This is a genomic window from Halobacterium hubeiense (genome assembly GCF_001488575.1).
Taxonomy (GTDB): domain Archaea; phylum Halobacteriota; class Halobacteria; order Halobacteriales; family Halobacteriaceae; genus Halobacterium; species Halobacterium hubeiense.
This window is the reverse complement of the sequence record NZ_LN831303.1, coordinates 1-22684: the sequence shown is the minus strand read 5'-3', so window position 1 is coordinate 22684 and position 22684 is coordinate 1. Positions and strand designations below refer to the sequence as shown.

The following is a 22684-nucleotide window of genomic DNA, read 5'->3' as shown; positions in this document are numbered from 1 at the left end:
TCCTACCGGTACTTCATATTGACTTCGATGACGTTGGCGGTCCGCAACACGAGGTCGGGAATCTCCTCCTGGAAACGCTCGTCCTGCATCCCGCTCTTCGGGCCGGAGACGCTGACCGCGCCGAGCACGTCGCCGTCGTCGTCGGTAATCGCCGCGCCGACGCAGCGGACGCCCGGGATGCGCTCCTCGTCGTCGATGGCGTAGCCGCGCTCGCGGCACTCCTCGATTTCGTCGAACAGTCGGTCGCGGTCGGTGACCGTGTGCTCGGTGACTTGCGGGAGGCCGTGCTCGTCGAGAATCGCGTGAATCTCCTCGTCGGAGTACTCCGCCAGAATCGCCTTCCCCGCGGACGTCGTCGAGAGGTGGACGTGCTTGCCGACGTGCGTGTCCAGCTCGAAGGCGTCTTCACCCTCGGCTTTCGCGTAGAACACCGCCTTCCCGCACTGCTCGACGACGAGGTTCGCGTGCTCGCCCGTCTGGTGGGCCATCTTCTGAATCTCGGGCTCGGCCACGTCGTAGATGGGGTCTCGCTTGCGGGCGTAGCCGCCGATTTCGAGGAAGCGAGCGCCCACGCGGTAGCCGTCGTCGTCGTCGCTGGTCACGAACCCTTCGTTCTCCAGCGTGCGGAGGTGGTCGAACGCCGTACTCGTCGGGATATCCAGGTGGTCGGCGAGCTCCGATACACCTGTTTGGCCCAACTCCTGGAGCGCCTCGATGATGGTCACGGTGGTCTTCACCGAGCCGATTGGGGCGTCGTTTGTTGGCATACGAGTGCTGTTCGTGCGATGGCATATAGATATTCCGCCGATAGCGGAACGAGACCGGGAAAAGCAGCGGCTTCAACGGCATTGCCACATGAATATATTTATTACACTCCTCTCAGACGAATGGCTTGCAATGTCGGACGTTAGCATCACCGGCGTCGAGACCTATCTGGTCGCGAATCCGTGGAAACCGTGGGTGTTCGTCGAAGTCGAGACGGACGCCGGCGTGACCGGGCTCGCGGAGGCGACGACGCACGACAAGCCGCGCACAGTCGCGAAAGCCATCGACGAGATGTCGAACTTCTTCATCGGTCGGGACCCCTTCGACACCGAGTCGCTCTGGCTGGAGATGTACCGTGACGAGTGGTTCTCCAAGAACGTCGTCAACACGACCGTCGTCTCCGCCATCGACATGGCGTGTTGGGACATCAAGGGGAAGGTTCTGGACGAGCCGGTCTACGACCTGCTCGGCGGCCCCGTCCACGGCACCGAACTTCGCGCGTACGCGAACGGCTGGTACACAGACACCGACGGCGAGCCGGAGGGCTTCGCCGAGGCCGCCGAGCGCGTCGTCGACGACGGCTACGACGCGATGAAGTTCGACCCGTTCGGGACCGCGTGGCAGTCCATGTCCCGGAAGGACCAGAACCACGCCGTCGACATCGTGCGCGCGGTCCGCGAGGCCGTCGGGCCCGACGTCGACCTGCTCATCGAGTGTCACGGCCGCTTCTCCGCCGGGCAGGCGGTCGAAATCGCTCGCGAGCTCGACGAGTTCAATCCGACGTGGTTCGAAGAGCCGTGCCCGCCGGACTCCATCAACAGCCTCGCGGAGGTCGCCCGGAAGTCCCCGATTCCGGTCGCGACGGGCGAGCGCCACATGACCAAACACGACTTCTACGAACTGGTCACGCGCACGGACGTCGACGTCTTCCAGCCGGACCTGATGAACACCGGCGGCATCACCGAGGGAAAGAAGATTGCCGGCCTCGCCGAGGCTGACCACGTGGACGTCGCGCCGCACAACCCGCAGGGGCCGGTCGCCGGCGCCATCTACGGGCACTTCTGCACGTCCATCCCGAACTTCCGCATCCAGGAGATGTTCCAGACGTACGACGTCGACTGGGTGGACAACCTCTTGAAGGAGCCACTGGTCGTCGAGGACGGCTACATGCAGATTCCCGAGGGCCCCGGCTACGGCATCGAACTCAACCACGACGTCGTCGAGGAGCACGCCTACACCGAGGACAAGGTCCACACCATCGACCTCTGGGAGCAGGACTGGGAGAAGCGCGCCGTCGAGAAGCGCTAACTCACGCCGCTTTACCGCGTCTGTCCCCACGCCGGGTCGGTTCACGTTCTCGACCCGGTTCTGACTGCGTTCCGAGACAGCCGCTGCTCAATTTCTCGCCGGTGGTATCGTCGAAGTCCGACTCGCAGTCGTCCGCTCCCGAGTCGAGTGGGAGTCCGCCACGACGCCACAGTTGACCTGACGGAGCTGAGTCGGGGGTAGCTGTCATCTCAATAGCGCCTTCCGGCCATGCCGGAAAAATTGTTCGCGGGTTTTCGGCGGTTATCAGCACGCTTCGCCGCTTCATTACATCTCTATGCCTGTAATGATACGCGCTATGTCTATCCGGCATTGCCGGACAGGGCGTGCGAACGATACACACAAAGCTATTTATCGGTCGATGATGCACGTGAAGATATGCGATACTACCGCATACAGAGAGACGGGACTATATCGCTAATCGCAGAAGACGACGACGGCGCGTACAATCTGACCGAGACCGAACCCGAGCCGGCCTCGTTCATGGAGCTGGCCGACGCGGCGTCGCTCACCGACCAGAGCGTCGACGACGTCGCGCGGCGACACCTCGACGACGCCCCGAGCGTCGACCTCGAAACCGTCAGCGAACACCTGATTCGCCCCGTCGACCCAGACGAGGTGTGGGGCGGGGGCGTCACGTACGCCATCAGTCAGGAGTCCCGCGAGGGCGAGGGGGGTCTTGAAGAGGCCTACATCGGTGCCTACGAGGGCGACCGCCCCGAAGTCTACTTCAAGGGCACGCCCACGCGGACGGTCGGTCCCGGCGACAATATCGGGATTCGCGGGGACTCCGACTGGGACGTGCCCGAACCGGAGTTCACGGTGATACTCCACGACGGGAACATCGTCGGTTACACGGTCGGTAACGACGTCTGCAGTCGCGACATCGAGCGCGACAACCTCCTCTATCTCCCGCAGAGCAAGATTTACGACAAGAGCTGTGCCATCGGTCCCTGCGTGGTCACCGAGGAAACCATCGGCGACCCCCACGACGTCGAGATGACGCTGACTATCGAGCGAGATGGCGACGTCGCGTTCACCGAGAGCACCTCGACGAGCGAGATGGTGCGGACCTGCGACGAGCTCGCGGATTACTTCCGCCGCTACAACTACGTCCCCAAGTCGACCGCGCTCCTCACCGGGACTTCCATCATCCCGCCGGACGACTTCACGCTACAGGAGGGCGACCTCGTCAGCATCGAAATCGAGAACGTCGGTACGCTACAGAATCCCGTCGAACAGCTGTAAGCCGGAGCCGAGCAGACGCCCCGTAGTGACGCGACAGCGAGACGCGACCGAACCGCCCAGTCGGTCCCGTCGCCGCTGTTTCTTCGCTGGACGAACTGATTTCGCGGCGACCCAGTGACGGGCCGCACCTCGAACCGGGGTAATGTTTATGCGTGGTTGCATCCACCTACCTGTATGCCATTCGATACCATACTGGTGGGCATCGGACCGGGCGACCGCGACCGGCGGATTCGCCTCGCTACCGAGACGATCAAGGTCGCACAGCCGACCGGCGCGACGGTCGTACTGCTGCACGTGTTCTCCGCGGACGAGTTCGAGGACACCGCGCGGAAGGTGGAGTTCGACCCGTCGAGCGAGGACGTCGACCCGGACGTCGTCGCGCGCCGGGACGCGGTGATTCACGAGCTCGTGGACGCGTTCGAGGACGCCGGCGTCGAGTACACGGTCCGCGGCGCAATCGGCGACCCCGCGGAGGAAATCGTCCGGGTCGCGGAGGAGGTGGCCGCCGACCGCGTGTTCGTCGGCGGGCGCAGCCGCAGCCCCACGGGGAAGGCGTTCTTCGGGAGCGTCGCCCAGTCGGTGATGCTCTCGTCGCCGTGCCCGGTGACGTTCGTCCGTCGCGGACCCGACGCGTGACGACGCATCGCCGGTGAGTAGTACCTGTGATTGCGGCAGCCGCCGGGTCGCCGAGGGCCGCGTTCAGGCCGTGCGTCGGCCGACGACGGCGACGTGGAACGTGAACAGCAGGAACGGGAACACCAGACAGACGGTGACGGTGAGCAGGGCGCTGACGGCGAACAGGCCGACGCTGACGAACCCGAGCAGCACGGTGTCCAAGGGGTGGGTGACGGTCCACGAGTAGCCGCTGGTGACCGCCTCGTGGACCGACGCGCCCTCCGAGAGACGGACGAACGCGACGACGAGGACGACCGCGAGGTGGGCGGTCAGGTAGCCCGCGACGACGGCGAGCGCGCCCGCGCTGACGGCGCCCGTCTCGAGGTACTGCGTCGCGTAGGCGACGGTGACGGCGGTGAACACAACGAACACGCCGCTGAGGAGCGCCGAGTTGTGCCAGTGCGCGGCCAGCGCGTCGCGGACGTCACCGCGGTCGACGTGGCCGCGCTCGCGGACCGACTGGACGGCCGCGTACGCGGCCAGCGTCGCCGGGCCGACAGTGACCAGCGGGAGCGAGGCCACGAACCACGCGAGGCTGACGACGACGGTCGCGACGCTGTTGTGGTACGCGGACCGGAACGCGTCGCCGAGGCCGGCGTGGACCGAGCGCACGTCGTCGGCCGTGTTCATCGCCGTACCTCCCGGTGTGAGGTGTCGAGCGGGCGGGAGGCCGGCCGCCGCGGGGGCGAACGGGGCCTCGCCGCGCCGTCAGAGTCGCGTCGAGCGTGCATACTGTCAACACGCTGGTTGGCCGTAATGAGTGTTGTCCTCCGCGGGACTACGAGAGAAAGAGCGATGTCGGGAGTTAGCCGGTAGTCCCGGTGCCCTGAATCTGGACGGCGCGGACGATCTCCCCCTGGAAGAAGAGGTAGACGATGAACAGGGGGAGCGACGCCAGCACTGTCACGGCCATGTGGAGGCCGGGCGTCGTGAGGTTCCCCTGATAGAGGTTCACGAGGCCGATTGGGAGCGTGTACGCCGCCTGGTCCGAGAGGACGATGAGCGGCCAGAGGAACGCGTTCCAGTTGTAGACGAACATGAACAGCGCCAGCGACGCGAGAATCGGGCGCGCTAGCGGCAGGATGATGCGGGAGTAAATCTGGAACGTCGAGAACCCGTCGAGGCGCGCTGCCTCCTCGTACTCGTCGGGGATGTCCCTGAAGAACTGGTAGAGGAGGAACACGCCCAGCGGGCTCGCGACCGCGGGCAGGATGACGCCCCAGTAGGAGTTCACCAGCCCGAGGTCCGAGACGACGGTGTACAGCGGGACGATGTTCATGTAGTACGGGACCATGAAGCTCGCGAGGATGACGCCCATCACGATGGACTGGCCGGGCCAGTCCAGCCGCGTCAGCGAGAACGCGATCATCGAGTCGATGACGAGGATGATGAGCGTCGCGCCGCCCGCGATGATGAACGTGTTTATCGTCCATTGCACGAACAGCGACTCCGTGAGGATGTACCGGTAGTACTCGAACGTGATCTCCGGCGGAATCCAGTACGGCTTCGGGCTGGTCAGGAACCGCCGCGGCTGGAACGACCGCGAAATCGTGTAGAGGTACGGAATCGCCATCAGGATGGCGGTGCCGTACAGCGCCACGTGCGTCCCCAGCGACCGAAGCGAGAGATCGTTGAGCAGGCCGGAATGAGCTTCGTTGACGTTACTCATTGGTCCCGATCACCTTGAAGTTGATAACCGCGATGAGCATCAGTATCATCACGAGCACGTACCCGATTGCGGCGCCGTAGCCGTACGCCTGCTGGGAGAACGCGCTCCGGTAGAGGTAGTACACCAGCGTGTCCGTCGAGTCCCGGGGGCCGCCGCCGGTCAGCACGTACGGCTGGGCGAACACCTGGAACTGGAGGATGAACTGGATGATGACCACGAACAGGATGGAGTTGCGCATCTGCGGGAGCGTGACGTCCTTGAACGCCCGCCACGTGCCCGCGCCGTCGAGGCGCGCGGCCTCGTAGAGACGCTCGGGGATGCCCTGTCGGGCCGCCAGGAAGATGACGAAGTTGAACCCGACGAGCCACCAGACGGTCATGAACGCCAGCGCGGGCATCGCGAGGTCTGTTGACGTCAGCCAGCCGGGCGGGCTGTCGATGAAGTACCCCAGATAGTAGTTGATGAGGCCGTAGCTCCCGGAGTACACCTCCGACCAGATGAGCGTGACGACGGCGACGGTGAGGATGTACGGGCTGAAGTAGATGGCGCGCAGGACGCGCTTGCCCTTGACGTTCTTGTTGACGCCGAGCGCCAGCCCCAGCCCTACGAGCACGAGCAGCGGCACCGAGAGCGCGACGAAGTAGACGGTGCCCTGCATCGCGTTCCAGAACACGGGGTCGCTGAACAGCTCGACGTAGTTCTGGAGGCCGATGAACTCCGACTCGGAGGGGACGAACGGGTCCCAGTTGTGGAGGCTCATGTACAGCCCCTTCAGCGCCGGCCAGACGAGGAATACTCCGAACACCGCAAGGTACGGGAGCGACCACACGATGCCTTCGACGGTCTCCTTGCGGACGCCGAAGACGGTCTGCCGGGCGTGGTCGGAGTCACCCCCGGTGAAACGGTTTCGTAGTCCCATGTGTCACTCTTCGAGGCCGTTGCTGATGGTCGAGACGCCGTCTTCGAGAGCCGCCTGCGGGCTCTCGTAGTTGTGCCCCCAGAGGTCGAGCAGCCACTGGTACCAGTCCTGGGAGTTGGGGTCGCCGTTGGGCACCTTCGGGTGGTAGAAGTAGACGTCGTTCTCGGCCATCTCGAGGTATTTCGAGAGGGTCTTGTCGTAGAACGGGGAGTTCTGGAACACCTCGGAGTCGCGGATGTCCGCGGCGGCCGGCAGGTGGCCGGCGCGCGCTCCCCACTCGGGGTTCTCCGTGGTCATCCAGTGGGCGGCCTGTGCGGTGAGCTCGGACTTGCGCTCGCCGCGGCTCTGACTCCGCGGGAGGACAATCGAGTGGCCGTCCGCCCAGACGGCGTCCTGGCTGTGGTTCGGCGCGACGTTCGGCTTGAAGAACCCCCAGTTGAGGTCCTCGACGTCCGACAGGGAGGCGACGTACCACGTGCCGTTCATCGTCATGCCGAGGTTCCCGTTCGAGAAGGCGTTGATGCCCCAGTCGGCTTCGGTCGTCTGCGGCGACCAGCCCATGTCGCCGGTCATGTCCCAGAACAGCTCGGCGGTGTTCTGTCCCGCCTCGTTGTTGAACGACGGGTTCCAGTCGCTGTCGAAGAGGGTGCCGCCCTGCTGTTTGGTGAGGCTGCTGTACGTCCGCCACGAGCCGAACCCGTCGTTGTACGGGGACTGGCTGAACGCCGCGCTGTCGGTCTGCTCGGCGATGGCGTTGCCGGCGGTCTGGAACTCCTCCCAGTTGGTCGGCGGGGACTCGGGGTCCAGTCCCGCGGACTCGAAGAGGTCCTTGTTGTAGTAGCCGCCGAGCGGGTGGAGGTCCATCGGGAGCGCGCGCGTCTCGCCCTCGACGTTGACGAGGTCCCAGTGGTTGCCGAGGTAGTCGCCCTCGATGTCACCGGTCTCGATGTAGTCCCCGATGGGGTCGATGACGTTGTTCCACGCCCGGAGGTACGCCGCGTGCATGATAGCCATGTCGGGACCGCTCCCACCGGTCAGCGTGGTGTAGAGGTTGTTGTAGTACTGGTCCCACGGCGTCCGCTGGCGGTTGATAGTCACCTCCTCGTCGACGTCGAGGGGCTGTTCCTCGTTGAACTTCGCAACGATGTCCTCCATGACGGGACCCTCCCCGCCGCTGAACGGTTCCCAGAAGTTGATCGTGTACGAGTCGGACCCGCCACCGCCGCCCGACGACCCGTCACCGCCGAGACAGCCGGCGAGCGCGATGCTACCGGCCGCTCCGGCGGCAGTGATGAATCTGCGGCGCGTACTCGTCGATATTCGGTCGCTAGTCATGTTTGTTCCGGTTAATCATGCTCAACTACACCATGATAAATGTTGGGTAGGGTAGTGGACCCACGCCGGGGTTGGGAACTAAGTACCCAGTCCACCGCTTCCGCGAGGTAGCCGGGCGGGCGGGACACCGACCGGGTGGAGTTTTCGAAACCCGCGACCCATCCGAAGAACTATTATACATTGATAATAATCATCCTTCATGAGCCGCGTTAGCATCGAGAACGTATCGAAGCTCTACGACGGCAGCGCCGATGGCGAGGGGAAGATTGTCGCCGTGGACGGTGTCAGTTTCGACATCGAGGACGGCGAGTTCCTCACCATCGTCGGCCCCTCCGGGTCGGGGAAGTCCACGCTCCTGCGAATGGTCGCCGGACTGGAGGACATCAGCTCGGGGACCATCAGCATCGGCGACCGCGTCGTCAACGACATCCAGCCCCAGGACCGGGGCGTCGCGATGGTGTTCCAGAACTACGCCCTGTACCCCCACATGTCCACGCGGAAGAACATGGCCTACGGCCTGAAACTGACCTCCGACCTCTCCGACGACGAGGTCCAGCGACGCGTCGAGGAGGCCGCCGAGATGATGGGCATCGAGGACCAACTCGACAAGAAGCCGGGCAGCCTCTCCGGCGGCCAGCAACAGCGCGTGGCGACCGGTCGCGCCATCGTCCGCGACCCCGAGGTGTTCCTCATGGACGAGCCGCTGAGCAACCTCGACGCGAAGCTCCGAGCGCACATGCGCACGGAGATTCAGCGCATCCACGAGGACCTCGGCACCACGTTCATCTACGTAACTCACGACCAGGAGGAGGCGATGACAATGTCCGACCGCGTCGCTATCCTCGACCAAGGCGAAGTCCAACAAATCGGGACGCCCGACGAGATATACAACGAGCCGAAAAACCTCTTCGTCGCGGACTTCGTCGGCAGCCCCGCGATGAACACCTTCGACGTGACCTTCGACGGAACGACGCTGACGGCCGCGGACTTCGAGTACGAACTCTCGGACGAACGCGCCGAACGGGTGCGCGAGCGCGTCGGCGAGGACGCCTCGCTCGTGCTCGGGATTCGCCCCGAAGACATCTATATCGCCGAGGCGGGCACCGAGAACGCCATCGAGACGAAGCTAGACGTCTTGGAGCCGGTCGGGTCGGACAACTACCTCTACCTCGAGATGGAGGGCGTCGAGGAGTGTCGCGTGCGGGTGCCCGGGGACGTGAAGCCCGAGGAGAACGACGCCCTGACCGTCTCCTTCGACGAGGACGACGTCCACCTCTTCCGGAAGTCCGACGGCGAGAACATCCTCGCCGAGGAGCGCGGCCAGCACGAAGTCACGGCGTGAGCGTGAGCCGCGAGTCCGCCGGCGAGTCACGACCATTTATTTGAGCGGTCTGCGCTGTACCGTACATGGACTTCGAACAGGCTGTCGACTCGTTCACGGACCGCGACTGGCAGGAGACCACCGACGGCACGGTGCGGCTCGCGCTCGTCGGCCTCGGGTGGTGGACTGTCGACGAGGCGATTCCCGCGATTCGGGAGACAGACCTCTGTGAGGTGACCGTCCTCGTCAGTCGCTCACAGGAGAAAGCACAGCGGTTCGCCGACGAGGCCGGCGTCCCGCACGCGATTTCCGGCGACGCCTACCACGACGGCGAGTGCGCCGACGAGTACGACGCCGTCTACGTCGCGACGCCGAACGCCTACCACCTCGAATACGTCGAGACCGCCGCGGACCTCGGAAAGGCGGTGCTCTGCGAGAAGCCGATGGAGGCGACCGTCGAGCGCGCCGAACAGATGGCCGCGGTCGCCGACGACGCCGGGATTCCGCTGATGGTCGCCTACCGGATGCACACCGAGCCGGCGGTCCGCCGTGCGCGCGAGCTCGTCGAGAGCGGCGCCATCGGCGAACCCGTGCAGGTGTACGGGAACAACTCGCAGTCGCTTCTGTCCATCATCGACGACCCCGACCAGTGGCGCCTCGACCCGGACGCCAGCGGCTACGGCACGTCGATGATGGACCTCGGCATCTACCCCATCAACACCACGCGGTTCATCCTCGGTTCGGACCCCGTCTCCGTGCAAGCGCAGATGGCGTCCACGCACGAGGCGTTCCGCGAGGTCCCCGACGAGCGCTCGACGGCCACCGCTGTCTACGACGACGGCGTGTACGCGGCGTTCACCGCGACGCAGAACGCCTACGAGGACACCGAGCTGACGATTACGGGGATGGACGGCCAGCTCACGCTGTCACCGGCGTTCCACATGGAGTGTGAGCTCACCGTCGAGACCGACGACCGCATGTTCTCGGTGTCCGCCGACGACGTCAACGAGATGACCGAGGAGTTCGACTACTTCGCCGACCGCGTGCTCTCCGGGGAGCCCCTGTACGCGGACGGCGACCACGGCCTCTACGACATGCGCGTCCTCGAAGCGCTACACGAGTCCGCGGAGACGGGCGCGACGGTCAAGCTACAGTAGTTAGCCGGAGTACCAGCGAGAGAATCTCGCTTCTTGAGCGCTCGTCGTCGAAGCAACGACGCGAAAAGAGACACCGTCACGCCGGTCGAAGCGGATGGTCGTCGCGTTATGCGAGCGGGAACATCGTCGAATAGATGAGGATGATGAAGAGCGCGACGACAGACAAGATGGACGTGACAGCGGTCCACGCCTTGAACGTCTCGGACTGCGTGAGGCCGCCGATCTCCTTGACGATCCAGAACCCAGAGTCGTTGTACCACGACGTCGTGATCCCGCCCGCACCGATGGCGACCACGAGGTAGGCTGGGTGGACGGTGAGTTCCGGGACGAGGGGCGCCATGATGCCGCCGGTGGTGATCATCGCGACAGTTGCCGAGCCCTGCGCGATGCGGACGATGGCCGCGATGAGCCACGCGGTCACCAGTAGACCGACGCCGATGCCGCTCAGTGCGTCCGCGATGACCGCGCCGATGTTGGAGGCCGCAAGCATCGCGCCGAACGCCCCGCCAGCGGCAGTGATTGCGGCGATGTTCCCGCCGTTCTGTAGGGCCTCGGTGAGCTCATCCTGCCACACCTGCCGCGGGAAGTCGTCCATGCGGAGGTACGTGAGCGCAGCGACGATGGCTGCCATGGTGAGCGCGAAGTTCGCATCCCCGACGAACGTCGTGAGTTCTTGAATACGCTGCAGGGACGGGTAGACGTTCTGGAATGTATTGACGAACGTGCCGGCGGCGATGAAGAGGACGGCGACGAGAATAGGGAGAAGAGACTCAAAGAAGCCGGGCAGGTTCGACGTGGGCTGGTTCGCCTGCCGTTCAAGGTCCTCGGCACTGGTCCCCATCGTGTCCCGGAGCGGAATGTCCATTCGCTTGTTGATGAACCGTCCATATCCGACGCCAGCGACAAGTGCGGACGGAATCGCGACTGCGAGACCGACGATGATCGTCATTCCGAGAATAGATTCGCCAGCGCCGAGCTCCTGAGCGACGGCGAGCGGGCCGGGTGTCGGCGGAACGAAGGCGTGGGCGGCAGTTCCACCGCCACCGACGACGGCGATGTAGAGTGCGTAGTTCTTCCCAATGCGTGCGCGCATCGAGCGAGCAAGCGGCGCCATGAGGTAGAAGACGTTGTCGAAGAAGACGGGGATCGAGAGGAGTGTGCTGCTCCCCCAGAGCGCGAAGTCGGCATTTTTGTCCGAAACGACGGACTGGAACGACCGGACGATGCGGTTCGCGGCCCCGGATTCCGTCATCGACTTGCCGATGATGGCTGCCATCAGAATCGGGATACCGATGCCAGCCATGTTGTTCCCGAACGCGGTCGCTACTTCACTTGGTATCGTCCCGAACGCGATGTCGGGAAGGAAAAAGGCGTTCACGACGCCGACGATGAACGCCGAGAGGACGAGCCCGACGAATGCGGGTAGGTCCCAGACAACGAGGAACAGTACGACGACAGCGACACCGATAATCAACGCCGCGAGTGCTGGTAATGTTGGTGGCATCTCTCCAAATCGAACTCGACCATCGTTTGCTATAAAAGTTCGTGATTGTAGCACACAGTCATCTACCTGAGTGCGTCGGTAGATTTAACGACTCTCCGTTCGTCGGCGGACCTATGGAACGAGGGCTAATCGTCATCAAAGAGCCGGAGCCACACGACAAAATCCTCCGGGAGGCAGCACAGCAAGCACGCGGATCCGACGCCCCGCTAGTTGTCCTGACGTTTGCGACGGAACGACAGATTGGCTCCGGCATCGAGAAGTTCGAGGCGCTCGGCGGCGTCGAGGGAGTTACCTACGACAACGAAGCGGAGTTCGTCACCGCCGCCGAAGCCGCACTCGAGGAGTACGTTGAGGAGGCGCTCGACGGAATTGATGTCGAGTACGAAGCTGTCGTGCGAGTAATCGACGGTGGGTACGGAACGGCGACGCTCACGGCGGCGGAAGACTTCAACTGTGACCACGTCTTCATCACCAGCCAGCAGCGGTCCCCGACCGGAAAAGCAATCTTCGGTGACTTCTCCCAGCGCGTCATCCTCAACTTCGACGGCTTCGTCACCACCCACGTTGTCCGAAACGGCACATAGAAGCCGACACTCGACCATCAGGCACCGGTCCTGTCGAGCGAAATCGAGTGGCAGGATAATTCGCCCCTCCGATTCGTCTGTTACAAAACCTTGACTGTCGCATGGAATTCGACCTCATTGGCCGCAACGCGTTCGTTGCGGGATTCAAACGCGGGAACACGCGAAAAGAGCTGCGCGTCAGCGGCGGCTAACCCCATCGACAGCTGAAAGCACGACAACCGGTCACGCGCCAGCGGTGTCACGGACGAGACCGCAGATCCGACGTGAACGCGGTCGCCGATAGGTCGCGGGCTGGAGACGAACGCTCGCTGTCAGTAGTTGTCGTAGACGGTTTTCTCGATGGTGTAGAACTCCAGGCCTTCGTCGCCCTGTTCGCGCCACGTCTCCGAGGAGGAGCGCTTGAACCCGCCGAAGGGGACGTGCAGTTCGAGGCCGGTGGTCTTCTCGTTGACTTTGACGACACCGGCTTCAGCTTCGTCAACGAAGCGATTGGCTTCCGTGTGGTCGTCCGTAACCACACTCGCGGAGAGGCCGTACTCGACATCATTGGCGACTTCCAGGCCTTCGTCGAAGTCGCTGACTTTGATGACGGCGACGACCGGCCCGAACACCTCCTCCTGGGCGATACGCATGTCGTTGGAAACGTCCGTGAAGACGGTGGGCTCCACGAAGTACCCGGAGTCGTACTCGTCGGGCGTGCCACCGCCGGCGGCCAGCGTCGCGCCCTCGTCCTGTGCGATGTCGATGTACTCCAGCGTCGAATCGAGTTCGCTCTGGCTGACCTGCGGCCCCATCTCCGCTTCCAGGCCAGGGCCGATGTCGATGGACTCGGCTTCGGCGACGAGCGCATCCACGAATTCGTCGTAGACGTCCTCGTGAACCACTGCGCGAGAGCAAGCGGTACACGACTGCCCCGTCGTGCCGAACCCGCCAGTAGCGACGATTTCCGCCGCCTCCTCCGGGTCCGCAGACTCCGAAACGAGTGTCGGGTTCTTCCCGCCGAGTTCGGTCTGAACACGCTTGCCCTGGTCGGTCGCCTGGTCGTACACCATCTCACCCACCTGACTACTCCCCGTGAACGAGACGGCGTCGACGGCCTCGTGCTCGACGAAAGTACTCGCAACGTCACTTCCCGGCCCAGTCACGACGTTGAGCACGCCGTCAGGAAGCCCCGCTTCGTCCAGCGCTTCCGCGAGCGCGACAGCGGGACCGGGCGCGGCGCTGGCGGGCTTGAGGACGACGGTGTTGCCGGCGGCGAGAGCGGGCGCGAGCTTCCACGCCGGAATCGCAATCGGGTAGTTCCACGGCGTGATCAGCGCCGCCACCCCCACCGGCTCCTTCCGCGTGTAGAGGGTGGTGTCGCGGCTGCTGGACCCCTTCACGGTGCCACCGAGGTCAGCGGCCTTCCCCGCGAAGTAGTGGAAGATGTCGATAGCCCGCTGTACCTCACCGGCCGCTTCGGGGCGCGCCTTCCCTTCCTCGGCAACGAGTTGTTCGGTGAGTTCGTCTTTGCGGTCGGCGAGGATGGTGCCAGCCTGCCGGAGGATGCGCCCGCGCTCCGGACCGGGTGTGTCCGCCCAGTCAGACGCAGCGTCCGCCGCTGCTCGGGCCGCTTCGTCGGCGTCCTCGCTGCCCGACTGCTGGTATCGTGCGACGACCTCGCTAGGGTTTGCGGGGTTCGCGACATCGATGGTCTCGGAAGTCGCCGACGAGACCCACTCTCCGTTCACGTAGTTCGTGTTCGTGTCCGTCATACGATTGGTCAGTTCACAGTTCACACGGAAGGAATTTTTGATACCGGACGGGTTTACGGCACGCGAGCGGCGGCGAGACGACCCGGCGAGCGGGGTCAGTCGAGCCGCTCGACGTCGTGTTCGAGGACGCCGACGCCCTCGACTTCGACCTCGACGCGGTCGCCGTCGTCGAGCGGGCCGACGCCCGCCGGCGTCCCGGTCAGGACGACGTCACCGGGTTCGAGGGTTATGTACTGGGTGATTTCGGCGACGATTTCGGGGACGGAAAAGATGAACTCCGCGATGGACGACGACTGACGCATCTCCCCGTTCACGCGGAGCTCGACACTGGCATCTTCGGGAACGTCGGCCGGGTCTGCGACGACGGGGCCGAGCGGACACGAGTTGTCGAAGGCCTTCCCGCGCACCCAGTTCTGTTCGACGTACTGGTCGTCGCGGTTCGACACGTCGTTTGCACAGGTGAACCCGGCGACGACGTCCATGGCGTCGGCCTCGTCGACGTTCCGACACTGCTCGCCGACGACGATGCCGAGCTCGACTTCGTGCTCGATGGTGTCTTTGCCGGCGGGGAGCGTGACCGTGTCGCCGTGCCCGGACACCGTGTTCGGCGGCTTCAGGAAGAGCAGCGGCCGGTCCGGCACGTCCATTCCCTCCTCCTCGGCGTGGTCAGCGTAGTTGAGGCCGACGCAGACAATTTTCGACGGGTCGGTAGGTGGAAGGACATCGACGTCCGCGGGGTCGTAGACGCGGTCTCCGAACTCGATGCCGTCGTCGCTCCAGGTTCCCTGTCTGACACTCCCTGCTGGGTCTCGAAATCTAACGCGATGCACGTGGCCGTGGTTGGCCACCACGTACTAACTAGTGGTGGTTTTCGGGAGGCCGCGATGGCTGCTCGCCGGTCGAATTCCAGAGACGGCAGCGTCGAGACACCATTTCCGCTAATAGCGGAATTCAAGCGCTAGAAATGTTACAACCATAGAGTTGTAATTCTAGGCGCTCGAACCCCGCAACGCCACGATGACTGAACCAGTACTCCGGTGTAACCGGAAGAAAGACGGCGGAAGGGCTGTCGCGTGGCGGCTGACTTGCGGGAGCGAAAGAAGACTGGCCAGCACTACCACGCTAGACGGCGAAAGGCCGACCACTGGGACCACTCGTTCAGATTCGCACCGCTGGTAGATCTGGTCGAGGTGCACGTTCGTACGAGAATCCTACCGACAATACTGGGCGGGGGTGTGCAGTTACTGGTTCGAGGCTGGGGGCGATAGCGTATTATTTCCGGTACTAGCGGAAGAAGTGCCGTCTGAGCTGTGCGGGGCCTCACACGGTTGTTGCAAAATTCCTATACGTCCGGTAAATTTATATAGTTATGTTGTAGTGTTCGAACCTGCATGGTTGATAACGACAAACACGGTGATGGAATCGACAGACGAACATATCTCGGCGGGCTGGCGGCCGCAGCCGCAGCAGGAACCGCCGGCTGCCTCGGCGGCGGGGGCGACGACTCCGACGGCGGCGGCGGCGGTGGCGGAAGTTCGCAGGCGTTGGAAGTGCTCCACGGCTGGACCGGGGGGGACGGCTCGGACGCCGTCGACGCACTCACAGAAGCGTTCAACGAGGCCTACCCGGACCTCGACTCGAACATCAAGGCCGTCGGCGGACAGGGGAACGTCGAACTGAACACCACCGTCCTCAGGCGGTTGACCAACGCCAACCCCATGGGGTCGTTCGCCAACTGGCCGGGGAAGAACCTCGAACGGTACCGAGGCAGCCTGATGGACCACGAGGACGTCTGGGAGGAGGCGGGCTACAAGGAGAGCATGCAGGACCGCGTCGTGGAACTCTGCACGTTCAACGACAAGATGCCCGCCGTCCCCATCGGCTCCCACCGGATGAACAACCTGTTCTACAACACCGCGGCGTTCGAGGAAGCCGGCATCGACCCCGCGAACCTCGAGAGCGTTCCCGACTTCGTCGACGCGCTCGAAACCATCGGCTCGGAGACCGACTACACGCCGTTCGCGCACGGGATGCAGGCGCCGTTCCTCGGCCTCCAGACGTGGGCGCAGATTCTCACGAGTCAGAGCGGCGTCGAGGCGTACGAGAACTTCATCGCCGGAGACGGCGACCGCGCCGCCGTCATCGACGCGCTCGAAACCCTCCAAGAGATTCAGGAGAACTACATCACCGAGGACGCGTCCTCTATCGGGTACACGCAGGCCGCACAGAAGCTCATCGCGGACGAAGCGGCGTGCATCCACGGCGGCAACTGGCTGTACGGGATGTTCCGCGCCGACGACGAGTTCAACTTCGGCGAGGAGTGGGACTGGGTGCCGTTCCCCGGCACGGAAGGGCTGTACTTCTACCACGTGGACGCGTTCGTCACGCCGAGCAACAACCCGACGCCCGAGAAGACGAGGACGTGGCAGGAGTTCGTCGGCACGAAGGAAGCCCAGATCGCGTTCAACAACCTCAAGGGCTCGGTGCCGCTGCGGACCGACATCGACCCGAGCGAGTTGAGCGACTTCCTCGCGATGACCTACGAGGACCTCACGAGTTCGGACGCGTATCCGCCGACAATCGCCCACGGGCTCGCAGTCGAACCCGAGGCGATGAACGCCTGCAAGAGCGCCATCGGGAACAACTTCATGGGGCCGTACGACGCGGAAGCCGCTGCTGACGGCTTGCTCGAAGCCGTCTCCGGGGGTTCGAGCTAACGCCCGCCGACGCGAAACTAGTCAGCCTAATGTCAACCCAACACGCGAACGAAGACGCCGAGACGCCGACCGAGGAGACGGTCGGCTGGCGGACGAAACTTAGGTACATCCTGAACAGCGACTTCGTCCGGTCCGCTCCCTACTGGGGCATCCCGTTCCTCCTCATGGGAATCGCCGTCTACGGCGGTATCGGCTACAACCTCGCAATTTCGTTCACGGACTACGCCGGTCTCAGCCGACCGACGTTCGGGAGTTTCGACTTCGAAATGTATCGGCGAGCGCTGGGCAACGAGGCGTTCCGCCGCGCCGCCATCAACAACTTCGTGCTGCTCGTCTCGTTCACCGGGGTCTCGCTGGGGCTCGGGCTGTTCCTGGCAGTCCTCCTCGACCACGGCATCCGGTTCAAGGAGAAGGTTCAGACGGTGTACCTGCTGCCGATGGCGCTGTCGTTCGTCGTGACCGCCCAGCTCTGGCTGTGGATGTACAACCAGGAGAACGGCGTGCTCACGGTCATCATGGAGGCATTCGGGCTGGAGCCAATCAACTGGCTCGGGAACCCCGACGTCGCGCTCGCAGCGGTCATCTTCGCGCTCGTGTGGCAGTTCAGCGGCTACGCGATGGTCGTCTACCTGGCCGGCCTGCAGTCGATTCCTGCCGACCAGTTCGAGGCCGCGAAAGTCGACGGCGCCGGGACCCTCCGCACGTACGCCCGCATCATCATCCCGCAGCTGAAGGAGTCCTCCGTGAGCGCGGCCGTCGTCCTGATGGTGTTCGCGCTCAAGGCGTTCACGTTCCTCTACGCGCTGGTCGGCCAGTACCGGCCGCCGAACGGCACGGACATCCTCGCGACGCTGATGGTCCGACAGGCGTTCAAGTTCGGGAAGTGGGCGTACGGCGCGGCCATCGCGACGATGCTGTTGTTGCTCGCGCTGGGCGTCATCGCCCCGTACCTGTACTACCAGCACCGGAAGGGGAGCCTCTAGCATGTCACAGTCGACAGACCAGAACATCGACGTCGCATCGCTCGTCGAGGACGTCAACCTCAAGCGCGTTGGCCAGTACACGCTGGTCGTGCTCTTCCTCGGGTTCTTCCTCGTCCCCATCGAAACCGGCATCATGACCGCGCTGAAGACCAACGAAGCGGTCTCGCGGACGATCCCGTTCGTCCCGCCGCTCGGGAACGGGTTCACGCTGTCGAACATCGAGTACGCGCTCGGGCGACTGTCCAACGCGTTCGTCAACTCCCTGCTGATGGCCGTCCCGGCGACGGTCATCAACGTGGTGCTGGCGAGCATGGCCGCCTACGGCCTGACGATGGTGCGCTGGCGCGGCCAGTTGGCGCTGCTGTCGCTGTTCCTCATCGGCGTGTTCGTCCCGTACCAGGCCGTGCTCGTGCCGCTGGCTCGGTTCTGGAACAACATCTTCCCGCTCGCGCAGATGCTCGAACCGCTGTTCGCGACGATTCCGCTGCTGCAGGGGTATCACTCCCAACTCGTTCCACTCATCATCACGCACGTGGCGTACGGCATCCCCATCTGCACGATCCTGTTCCGCTCGTACTACAAGGGGCTCCCGAACTCGCTGGTCGAAGCCGCGAAAATCGACGGGTCCAGCATCACGAAGATCTATCGACGAATCGTGTTGCCGCTCTCGAAGCCGATGTTCGGCGTGGTGTTCATCTACCAGTTCACCCAAATTTACAACGAGTTCCTGTTCTCGTTCACGCTCATCACGAGCGCGAACAACCCCGCGGCGCCGGTGACGCTGATTCTCCCGTCCATCGGCGCGTCGACGTCCCGCATCGACTTCGGGATTCGGATGTCCGCGGCGTTCCTCGCGGCGCTCCCGACGATACTCCTCTACGTGGCGTTCGCCGAACAGTTCACCAAGGGACTGCGCACGGAGAGTGGGTGACGATGGGGCGCATTCAACTCGACCACCTGACCAAGCGCTACGGTAGCGAGGTGGCCGTCGAAGACGCGACGATAACCGTCGAGGACGGGGAGTTCCTCGTGCTCGTCGGTCCCTCCGGCTGCGGGAAGTCCACCACGCTCAGAATGATTGCGGGGCTGGAGAGCCCGACGTCGGGGAACCTCTACATCGACGACGAGCACATGAACTACCGGGTGCCGCAGAACCGGGACATCGCGATGGTGTTCCAGGACTACGCGCTGTACCCGCACATGACAATCCGTCAGAACCTCCGGTACGGCCTCGAAGAGGAGAGCGGCTACACGGCCGAGGAGCGAGACCAGCGCGTCGAAGCCGTCGCCGCCGACCTCGGCATCGAGGAGTTGCTGGACCGCAAGCCCGACGAACTCTCGGGCGGCCAACAGCAGCGCGTCGCGCTGGGCCGCGCTATCGTCCGCGACCCCGAGGTATTCCTCATGGACGAGCCACTGGCGAACCTCGACGCGAAGCTCCGGTCGTCGATGCGCACCGAACTCCAGAATCTCCAGGAGGACCTCGGCGTGACGACGGTGTACGTCACCCACGACCAGACTGAGGCGATGACGATGGGTGACCGCATCGCCGTACTGGACGACGGCCGCCTCCAGCAAGTCGGCGAGCCGCTCGAGCTCTACCACCAGCCGGCCAATCAGTTCGTCGCCGGCTTCATCGGCGAGCCCTCGATGAACTTCCTCCGCGGCGAGCGGACCGACGACGGCTTCGCGAGCGAACACGTCGAGTACCCGTTCCCGCCCGAAATCGCGGACGCCGTCGAGACGAACGCGGAAACCGACGGCCTCGTGCTCGGCGTGCGACCGGAAGACGTCGGCATTCGACCGGCCGAAGCGTCGAGCACGGAGGACCGCAGCGACCACGAGTTCCCGATGGTCGTCACGGTGAACGAGACGCACGGCGACCGGAACGTCGTCCACCTCACGCATCCGGACACGACCGGCGACCACGACGTCCTACAGGCGGTGACCGACGGGATGCACGTACTCGACGCCGGTGAGGACGTCGTGGTCAGCATCGCTCCCGAGAGCGTCCACGTCTTCGACGGCGAGACCGGCGCGGCGCTTCGGAACCCACGCCTCGAGGCGAACCAGGAACACACGTAACATGGCTGCACTAGAACTCGACGAGATAACCAAGGTGTATCGCGACGGTGAGGCGAGCGTCGTCGCCGTCGAGGACGTCTCCATTGAGGTCCCCGACGGCGACTTCCTCGTGCTCGTCGGTCCCTCCGGCTGCGGGAAGTCCACGACGCTGCGCATGATAGCCGGCCTCGAAACTGTCTCCGAGGGCGACATCCGCCTCGACGGGGAGTCCGTGACGGACGTCTCCGCGCAGGACCGCGACACCGCGATGGTGTTCCAGTCGTACGCGCTGTACCCCCACAAGTCGGTGCGTGCGAACATGTCCTTCGGGCTCGAGGAGTCGACGGACATGACCAGCGCCGAAATCGAGGACACCGTGGTCGAGACGGCCGAGATGATGGACATCGAGGAGTTGCTGGACCGCAAGCCCAGCGAACTCTCGGGCGGCCAGCAGCAGCGCGTCGCGCTGGGCCGCGCTATCGTCCGCGACCCCGAAGTGTTCCTCATGGACGAGCCGCTGAGCAATCTCGACGCGAAGCTCCGCGCGCAGATGCGCACGGAACTCCAGCACCTGCAGGAACAGCTCGGCGTCACCACCGTCTACGTCACTCACGACCAGACCGAAGCGATGACGATGGGCGACCGCATCGCCGTCCTGGACCGCGGGGAGCTCCAGCAGGTCGGCACCCCGCTGGAGTGCTACCACGAGCCCGCGAACCTGTTCGTCGCGGGGTTCCTCGGCGAACCCTCGATGAACTTCTTCGACGGGCGGCTCGACGACGGCCGCATCACGACCGACGCCTTCGAGTTCCAGCTCTCCGCGGCACTAGCCGACGAAGTAGACGCGACTGAACTCGTGTTCGGGATTCGCCCCGAGGACGTGCGAGTCGCGGACGACGTCGAACGCGACCAGCAGTTCACAGCGGAGGTGACCGTCGTCGAACCGATGGGCAACGAGAACATCATTCACCTCCAGTTCGGGGACGGAGATTCGGCGGCCTCGTTCGTCGCGACGACGGAGGGAATCCCGAGCGTGAGCCGTGGCGACCGCGTGACTGTCGGGTTCCCCGAGGAAGCGATTCACCTCTTCGACCGGGAGACCGGCGAGGCTGTGAAGAACCGAGAGCTGTCGTTCACTTAGGTCGCTCCCGACAGGATTGAAGTGGCAGGCAGCGGAGTTCCAGTCGCCGTTCAGGCGTCGATTTCGTCGAGCGCGTCGGTGGCGACATCGCCGAGTTCGCCGGCCTCGATGTGCGAGTAGTGCTCGCGGACCATCTCCTCGGAGTTGTCGAGATACCGGGCCGCGACCGTGTACCCGAACGCACGAACGAGGACTTCGCCCATCCCCCGACGACCGCCGTGCGGGGCGAGATAGTCGTGTTTCGCGTCGTTGACGTTGACGTCGGCGGCCGCCGAGAGTCGCTGGAGAATCGACCGCGCGCCGTCCGTCGTGATCGACTCCGGCCGAATATCCTCATCGAGCGCCAGCAGGAGGTCGCGAGCGTACTCGTCCCGTCGCTGGGCGATGGCATCGGAGCGTTCCCCTCGGTCGGCTAGCTCGTCCTGAACGAGCGCCGAGAGCGTCCGCTGGTCGAGCGTTGGAAATACCGGCCAGCGCTCCGCAGGTGGGTCCATCAGTTTCCGGTAGCTCCGCAGCGGCGAAATCACCGGGTCGGGGAGACTGGCGGCGTCCCACTGCTGTTTCTTCCGGTAGACATCCATGCTCCCCTCGTCGAGCGAGAGGTCCTCCCAGCGGACGCCGCGCCGCCGCGGGTCGTTCGGGTCCCGGAGGAGTTCCCCGACGCGAACGGCCGTGTACGCGATAACGAACACGAGAGCCCGGTCACGCGCCGCCTTCAACGCCTCGTAACGTGCACGCTGGCGGTCTAACGGGTCAGTGTCATCCGGGAGTGTCGTGTAGGTCTCGATGGCTTCACGCGCGTGTTCGTCGACGTACCGGGTGAGGGCGTGGCGCTGTTCGGACGTCCACGCCTGCTGGTCACCGGGCTTCCGGCCGTCGTCTTCCGGGAGTGGCGCCATCGCGCTCGCGCGTTGCGCGTAGTGGGCTTCGAGGTACCCCTCGTTGACGCACCAGCCACACCACGCAGAGATATAGCGATAATAGGTTTGTACCGTATTCTGTTTGAGGCCACGGTCGCCAGCGAGGTGGCGGGCGTACTCCCTGAAAACACGCTCGTCGAGGTCCGAAAACGTCGGTACGCGGTCTTCGTCGTCGGTGACGATGCCAGGCCAGCCGCCGCGATCGCCGGCGGCCCACTCGGCGAACCGTTCGAGTTCGCGCGCGGCGTTCCGCCGGTAGTTCCCGCCGTCGCCGCCGCGGCCTTTCCCCTTGTCCTGCAAGTAGCGCTCAAAGCTGTCGTCGAGCGGCGTCGAAAGCGCCCGATCAGCCATCGGACAGCCCTCCACCGACCAGCGTTCCCAGTCTCGGTGCCTCTACCCCGGGGAAAGCGCCGTCATGAGGTGTGTGCGGCATTCGTGCTTACCCGAGGGCTTGAGGGTACTTCAATTTGGTCGTGATTATTGGGGTAATCACGACCAGCAGGGTTAGATACGAAATACGCCGATTTTGACGGTCTCCAGTCTCCTATCGGTTGAGTAGTCGATACCCACACTAGTATAAAGTTTATTCTGCTATATCAAAT

The 22684-nt window shown here is 64.2% G+C and carries 20 protein-coding genes; 11 read left to right on the top strand and 9 right to left on the bottom strand.

The window, feature by feature from the left end:
* Positions 1–2: 2 nt before the first annotated feature.
* Positions 3–767: an IclR family transcriptional regulator gene (locus HHUB_RS13300; protein WP_059058363.1), complete on the bottom strand. Its 765-nt coding sequence runs from the start codon at positions 765–767 to the stop codon at positions 3–5.
* A gap of 130 nt (positions 768–897) precedes the next feature.
* On the opposite strand from HHUB_RS13300, the gene HHUB_RS13295 reads away from it, so the two are divergent.
* From HHUB_RS13295 to HHUB_RS13285, 3 genes are all read left to right on the top strand, one after another.
* On the top strand, positions 898–2073 hold the full coding sequence (locus HHUB_RS13295; RefSeq protein WP_059058361.1) for a mandelate racemase/muconate lactonizing enzyme family protein: 1176 nt from the start codon (positions 898–900) through the stop codon (positions 2071–2073).
* A 396-nt stretch (positions 2074–2469) separates the two neighbouring features.
* Positions 2470–3339: a fumarylacetoacetate hydrolase family protein gene (locus HHUB_RS13290; protein ID WP_059058359.1), complete on the top strand. Its 870-nt coding sequence runs from the start codon at positions 2470–2472 to the stop codon at positions 3337–3339.
* 174 nt (positions 3340–3513) lie between these two features.
* Positions 3514–3975 carry a universal stress protein gene (locus tag HHUB_RS13285; RefSeq protein WP_059058357.1) on the top strand — a complete coding sequence of 154 codons (462 nt, stop codon included), beginning with the start codon at positions 3514–3516 and terminating at the stop codon, positions 3973–3975.
* A gap of 63 nt (positions 3976–4038) precedes the next feature.
* Here HHUB_RS13285 and HHUB_RS13280 read toward each other — a convergent pair whose 3' ends face one another.
* The 4 genes from HHUB_RS13280 to HHUB_RS13265 form a co-directional block, all read right to left on the bottom strand.
* Positions 4039–4644: a hypothetical protein gene (locus HHUB_RS13280; RefSeq protein ID WP_059058355.1), complete on the bottom strand. Its 606-nt coding sequence runs from the start codon at positions 4642–4644 to the stop codon at positions 4039–4041.
* A gap of 175 nt (positions 4645–4819) precedes the next feature.
* Positions 4820–5683: a carbohydrate ABC transporter permease gene (locus tag HHUB_RS13275; RefSeq protein ID WP_059058353.1), complete on the bottom strand. Its 864-nt coding sequence runs from the start codon at positions 5681–5683 to the stop codon at positions 4820–4822.
* Complete coding sequence (locus tag HHUB_RS13270; RefSeq protein ID WP_059058351.1) at positions 5676–6602, bottom strand: carbohydrate ABC transporter permease; 927 nt, start codon at positions 6600–6602, stop codon at positions 5676–5678. Before HHUB_RS13270 ends, HHUB_RS13275 begins: the two co-directional genes overlap by 8 nt.
* Positions 6603–6605: 3 nt before the next feature.
* The gene (locus HHUB_RS13265; protein WP_082687263.1) at positions 6606–7937 is read right to left on the bottom strand and encodes an ABC transporter substrate-binding protein; all 1332 of its coding nucleotides are present in this window, start codon (positions 7935–7937) and stop codon (positions 6606–6608) included.
* Positions 7938–8136: 199 nt separating this feature from the next.
* On the opposite strand from HHUB_RS13265, the gene HHUB_RS13260 reads away from it, so the two are divergent.
* Positions 8137–9279, top strand: a complete 1143-nt coding sequence (locus HHUB_RS13260; protein ID WP_059058349.1) for an ABC transporter ATP-binding protein — start codon at positions 8137–8139, stop codon at positions 9277–9279.
* A gap of 65 nt (positions 9280–9344) precedes the next feature.
* Positions 9345–10415 carry a D-xylose 1-dehydrogenase Gfo6 gene (gene gfo6, locus HHUB_RS13255; protein WP_059058347.1) on the top strand — a complete coding sequence of 357 codons (1071 nt, stop codon included), beginning with the start codon at positions 9345–9347 and terminating at the stop codon, positions 10413–10415.
* Between the two features lie 106 nt (positions 10416–10521).
* On the opposite strand, the gene HHUB_RS13250 is transcribed toward gfo6, so the two are convergent.
* Complete coding sequence (locus HHUB_RS13250) at positions 10522–11919, bottom strand: GntP family permease (protein ID WP_059058345.1); 1398 nt, start codon at positions 11917–11919, stop codon at positions 10522–10524.
* A gap of 113 nt (positions 11920–12032) precedes the next feature.
* Between HHUB_RS13250 and HHUB_RS13245 the strand changes: the two genes are divergently transcribed.
* The gene (locus HHUB_RS13245; RefSeq protein WP_059058343.1) at positions 12033–12503 is read left to right on the top strand and encodes a universal stress protein; all 471 of its coding nucleotides are present in this window, start codon (positions 12033–12035) and stop codon (positions 12501–12503) included.
* A 311-nt stretch (positions 12504–12814) separates the two neighbouring features.
* Here HHUB_RS13245 and xacF read toward each other — a convergent pair whose 3' ends face one another.
* Both xacF and HHUB_RS13235 read right to left on the bottom strand, forming a co-directional pair.
* The gene (xacF, locus tag HHUB_RS13240; protein ID WP_059058341.1) at positions 12815–14257 is read right to left on the bottom strand and encodes a 2,5-dioxovalerate dehydrogenase; all 1443 of its coding nucleotides are present in this window, start codon (positions 14255–14257) and stop codon (positions 12815–12817) included.
* A gap of 95 nt (positions 14258–14352) precedes the next feature.
* The gene (locus HHUB_RS13235) at positions 14353–15087 is read right to left on the bottom strand and encodes a fumarylacetoacetate hydrolase family protein (protein WP_059058800.1); all 735 of its coding nucleotides are present in this window, start codon (positions 15085–15087) and stop codon (positions 14353–14355) included.
* Positions 15088–15648: 561 nt separating this feature from the next.
* On the opposite strand from HHUB_RS13235, the gene HHUB_RS13230 reads away from it, so the two are divergent.
* From HHUB_RS13230 to HHUB_RS13210, 5 genes are read left to right on the top strand one after another with little or no spacing between them, the layout of a single operon-like run.
* On the top strand, positions 15649–16974 hold the full coding sequence (locus HHUB_RS13230; protein ID WP_179204600.1) for an ABC transporter substrate-binding protein: 1326 nt from the start codon (positions 15649–15651) through the stop codon (positions 16972–16974).
* 29 nt (positions 16975–17003) lie between these two features.
* Entirely contained in the window at positions 17004–17957 is a 954-nt protein-coding gene (locus tag HHUB_RS13225) for a carbohydrate ABC transporter permease (RefSeq protein WP_059058339.1), read from the top strand.
* Between the two features lies 1 nt (position 17958).
* Positions 17959–18888 (top strand): carbohydrate ABC transporter permease, encoded by a 930-nt coding sequence (locus tag HHUB_RS13220; RefSeq protein ID WP_059058337.1) that lies wholly within the window; start codon positions 17959–17961, stop codon positions 18886–18888.
* 2 nt (positions 18889–18890) lie between these two features.
* A complete protein-coding gene (locus HHUB_RS13215; RefSeq protein ID WP_059058335.1) occupies positions 18891–20042 on the top strand; it encodes an ABC transporter ATP-binding protein in 1152 nt (383 codons plus the stop codon).
* Between the two features lies 1 nt (position 20043).
* Positions 20044–21162 (top strand): ABC transporter ATP-binding protein, encoded by a 1119-nt coding sequence (locus HHUB_RS13210; protein WP_059058333.1) that lies wholly within the window; start codon positions 20044–20046, stop codon positions 21160–21162.
* 50 nt (positions 21163–21212) lie between these two features.
* On the opposite strand, the gene HHUB_RS13205 is transcribed toward HHUB_RS13210, so the two are convergent.
* A complete protein-coding gene (locus HHUB_RS13205) occupies positions 21213–22433 on the bottom strand; it encodes a tyrosine-type recombinase/integrase (protein ID WP_059058331.1) in 1221 nt (406 codons plus the stop codon).
* Positions 22434–22684 lie beyond the last annotated feature (251 nt).

Bases quoted from the DNA above. Each gene is read 5' to 3' on its own strand.
- HHUB_RS13260 (WP_059058349.1), top strand. From the start codon at position 8,137: ATGAGCCGCGTTAGCATCGAGAACGTATCGAAGCTCTACGACGGCAGC.
- HHUB_RS13220 (WP_059058337.1), top strand. From the start codon at position 17,959: ATGTCACAGTCGACAGACCAGAACATCGACGTCGCATCGCTCGTCGAG.
- HHUB_RS13280 (WP_059058355.1), bottom strand. From the start codon at position 4,644: ATGAACACGGCCGACGACGTGCGCTCGGTCCACGCCGGCCTCGGCGAC.
- HHUB_RS13205 (WP_059058331.1), bottom strand. From the start codon at position 22,433: ATGGCTGATCGGGCGCTTTCGACGCCGCTCGACGACAGCTTTGAGCGC.
- HHUB_RS13250 (WP_059058345.1), bottom strand. From the start codon at position 11,919: ATGCCACCAACATTACCAGCACTCGCGGCGTTGATTATCGGTGTCGCT.
- HHUB_RS13210 (WP_059058333.1), top strand. From the start codon at position 20,044: ATGGCTGCACTAGAACTCGACGAGATAACCAAGGTGTATCGCGACGGT.
- xacF (WP_059058341.1), bottom strand. From the start codon at position 14,257: ATGACGGACACGAACACGAACTACGTGAACGGAGAGTGGGTCTCGTCG.
- HHUB_RS13225 (WP_059058339.1), top strand. From the start codon at position 17,004: ATGTCAACCCAACACGCGAACGAAGACGCCGAGACGCCGACCGAGGAG.
- HHUB_RS13265 (WP_082687263.1), bottom strand. From the start codon at position 7,937: ATGACTAGCGACCGAATATCGACGAGTACGCGCCGCAGATTCATCACT.
- HHUB_RS13245 (WP_059058343.1), top strand. From the start codon at position 12,033: ATGGAACGAGGGCTAATCGTCATCAAAGAGCCGGAGCCACACGACAAA.
- HHUB_RS13275 (WP_059058353.1), bottom strand. From the start codon at position 5,683: ATGAGTAACGTCAACGAAGCTCATTCCGGCCTGCTCAACGATCTCTCG.
- HHUB_RS13300 (WP_059058363.1), bottom strand. From the start codon at position 767: ATGCCAACAAACGACGCCCCAATCGGCTCGGTGAAGACCACCGTGACC.
- HHUB_RS13230 (WP_179204600.1), top strand. From the start codon at position 15,649: ATGGTTGATAACGACAAACACGGTGATGGAATCGACAGACGAACATAT.
- HHUB_RS13290 (WP_059058359.1), top strand. From the start codon at position 2,470: ATGCGATACTACCGCATACAGAGAGACGGGACTATATCGCTAATCGCA.
- HHUB_RS13215 (WP_059058335.1), top strand. From the start codon at position 18,891: ATGGGGCGCATTCAACTCGACCACCTGACCAAGCGCTACGGTAGCGAG.
- HHUB_RS13285 (WP_059058357.1), top strand. From the start codon at position 3,514: ATGCCATTCGATACCATACTGGTGGGCATCGGACCGGGCGACCGCGAC.
- gfo6 (WP_059058347.1), top strand. From the start codon at position 9,345: ATGGACTTCGAACAGGCTGTCGACTCGTTCACGGACCGCGACTGGCAG.
- HHUB_RS13270 (WP_059058351.1), bottom strand. From the start codon at position 6,602: ATGGGACTACGAAACCGTTTCACCGGGGGTGACTCCGACCACGCCCGG.
- HHUB_RS13295 (WP_059058361.1), top strand. From the start codon at position 898: ATGTCGGACGTTAGCATCACCGGCGTCGAGACCTATCTGGTCGCGAAT.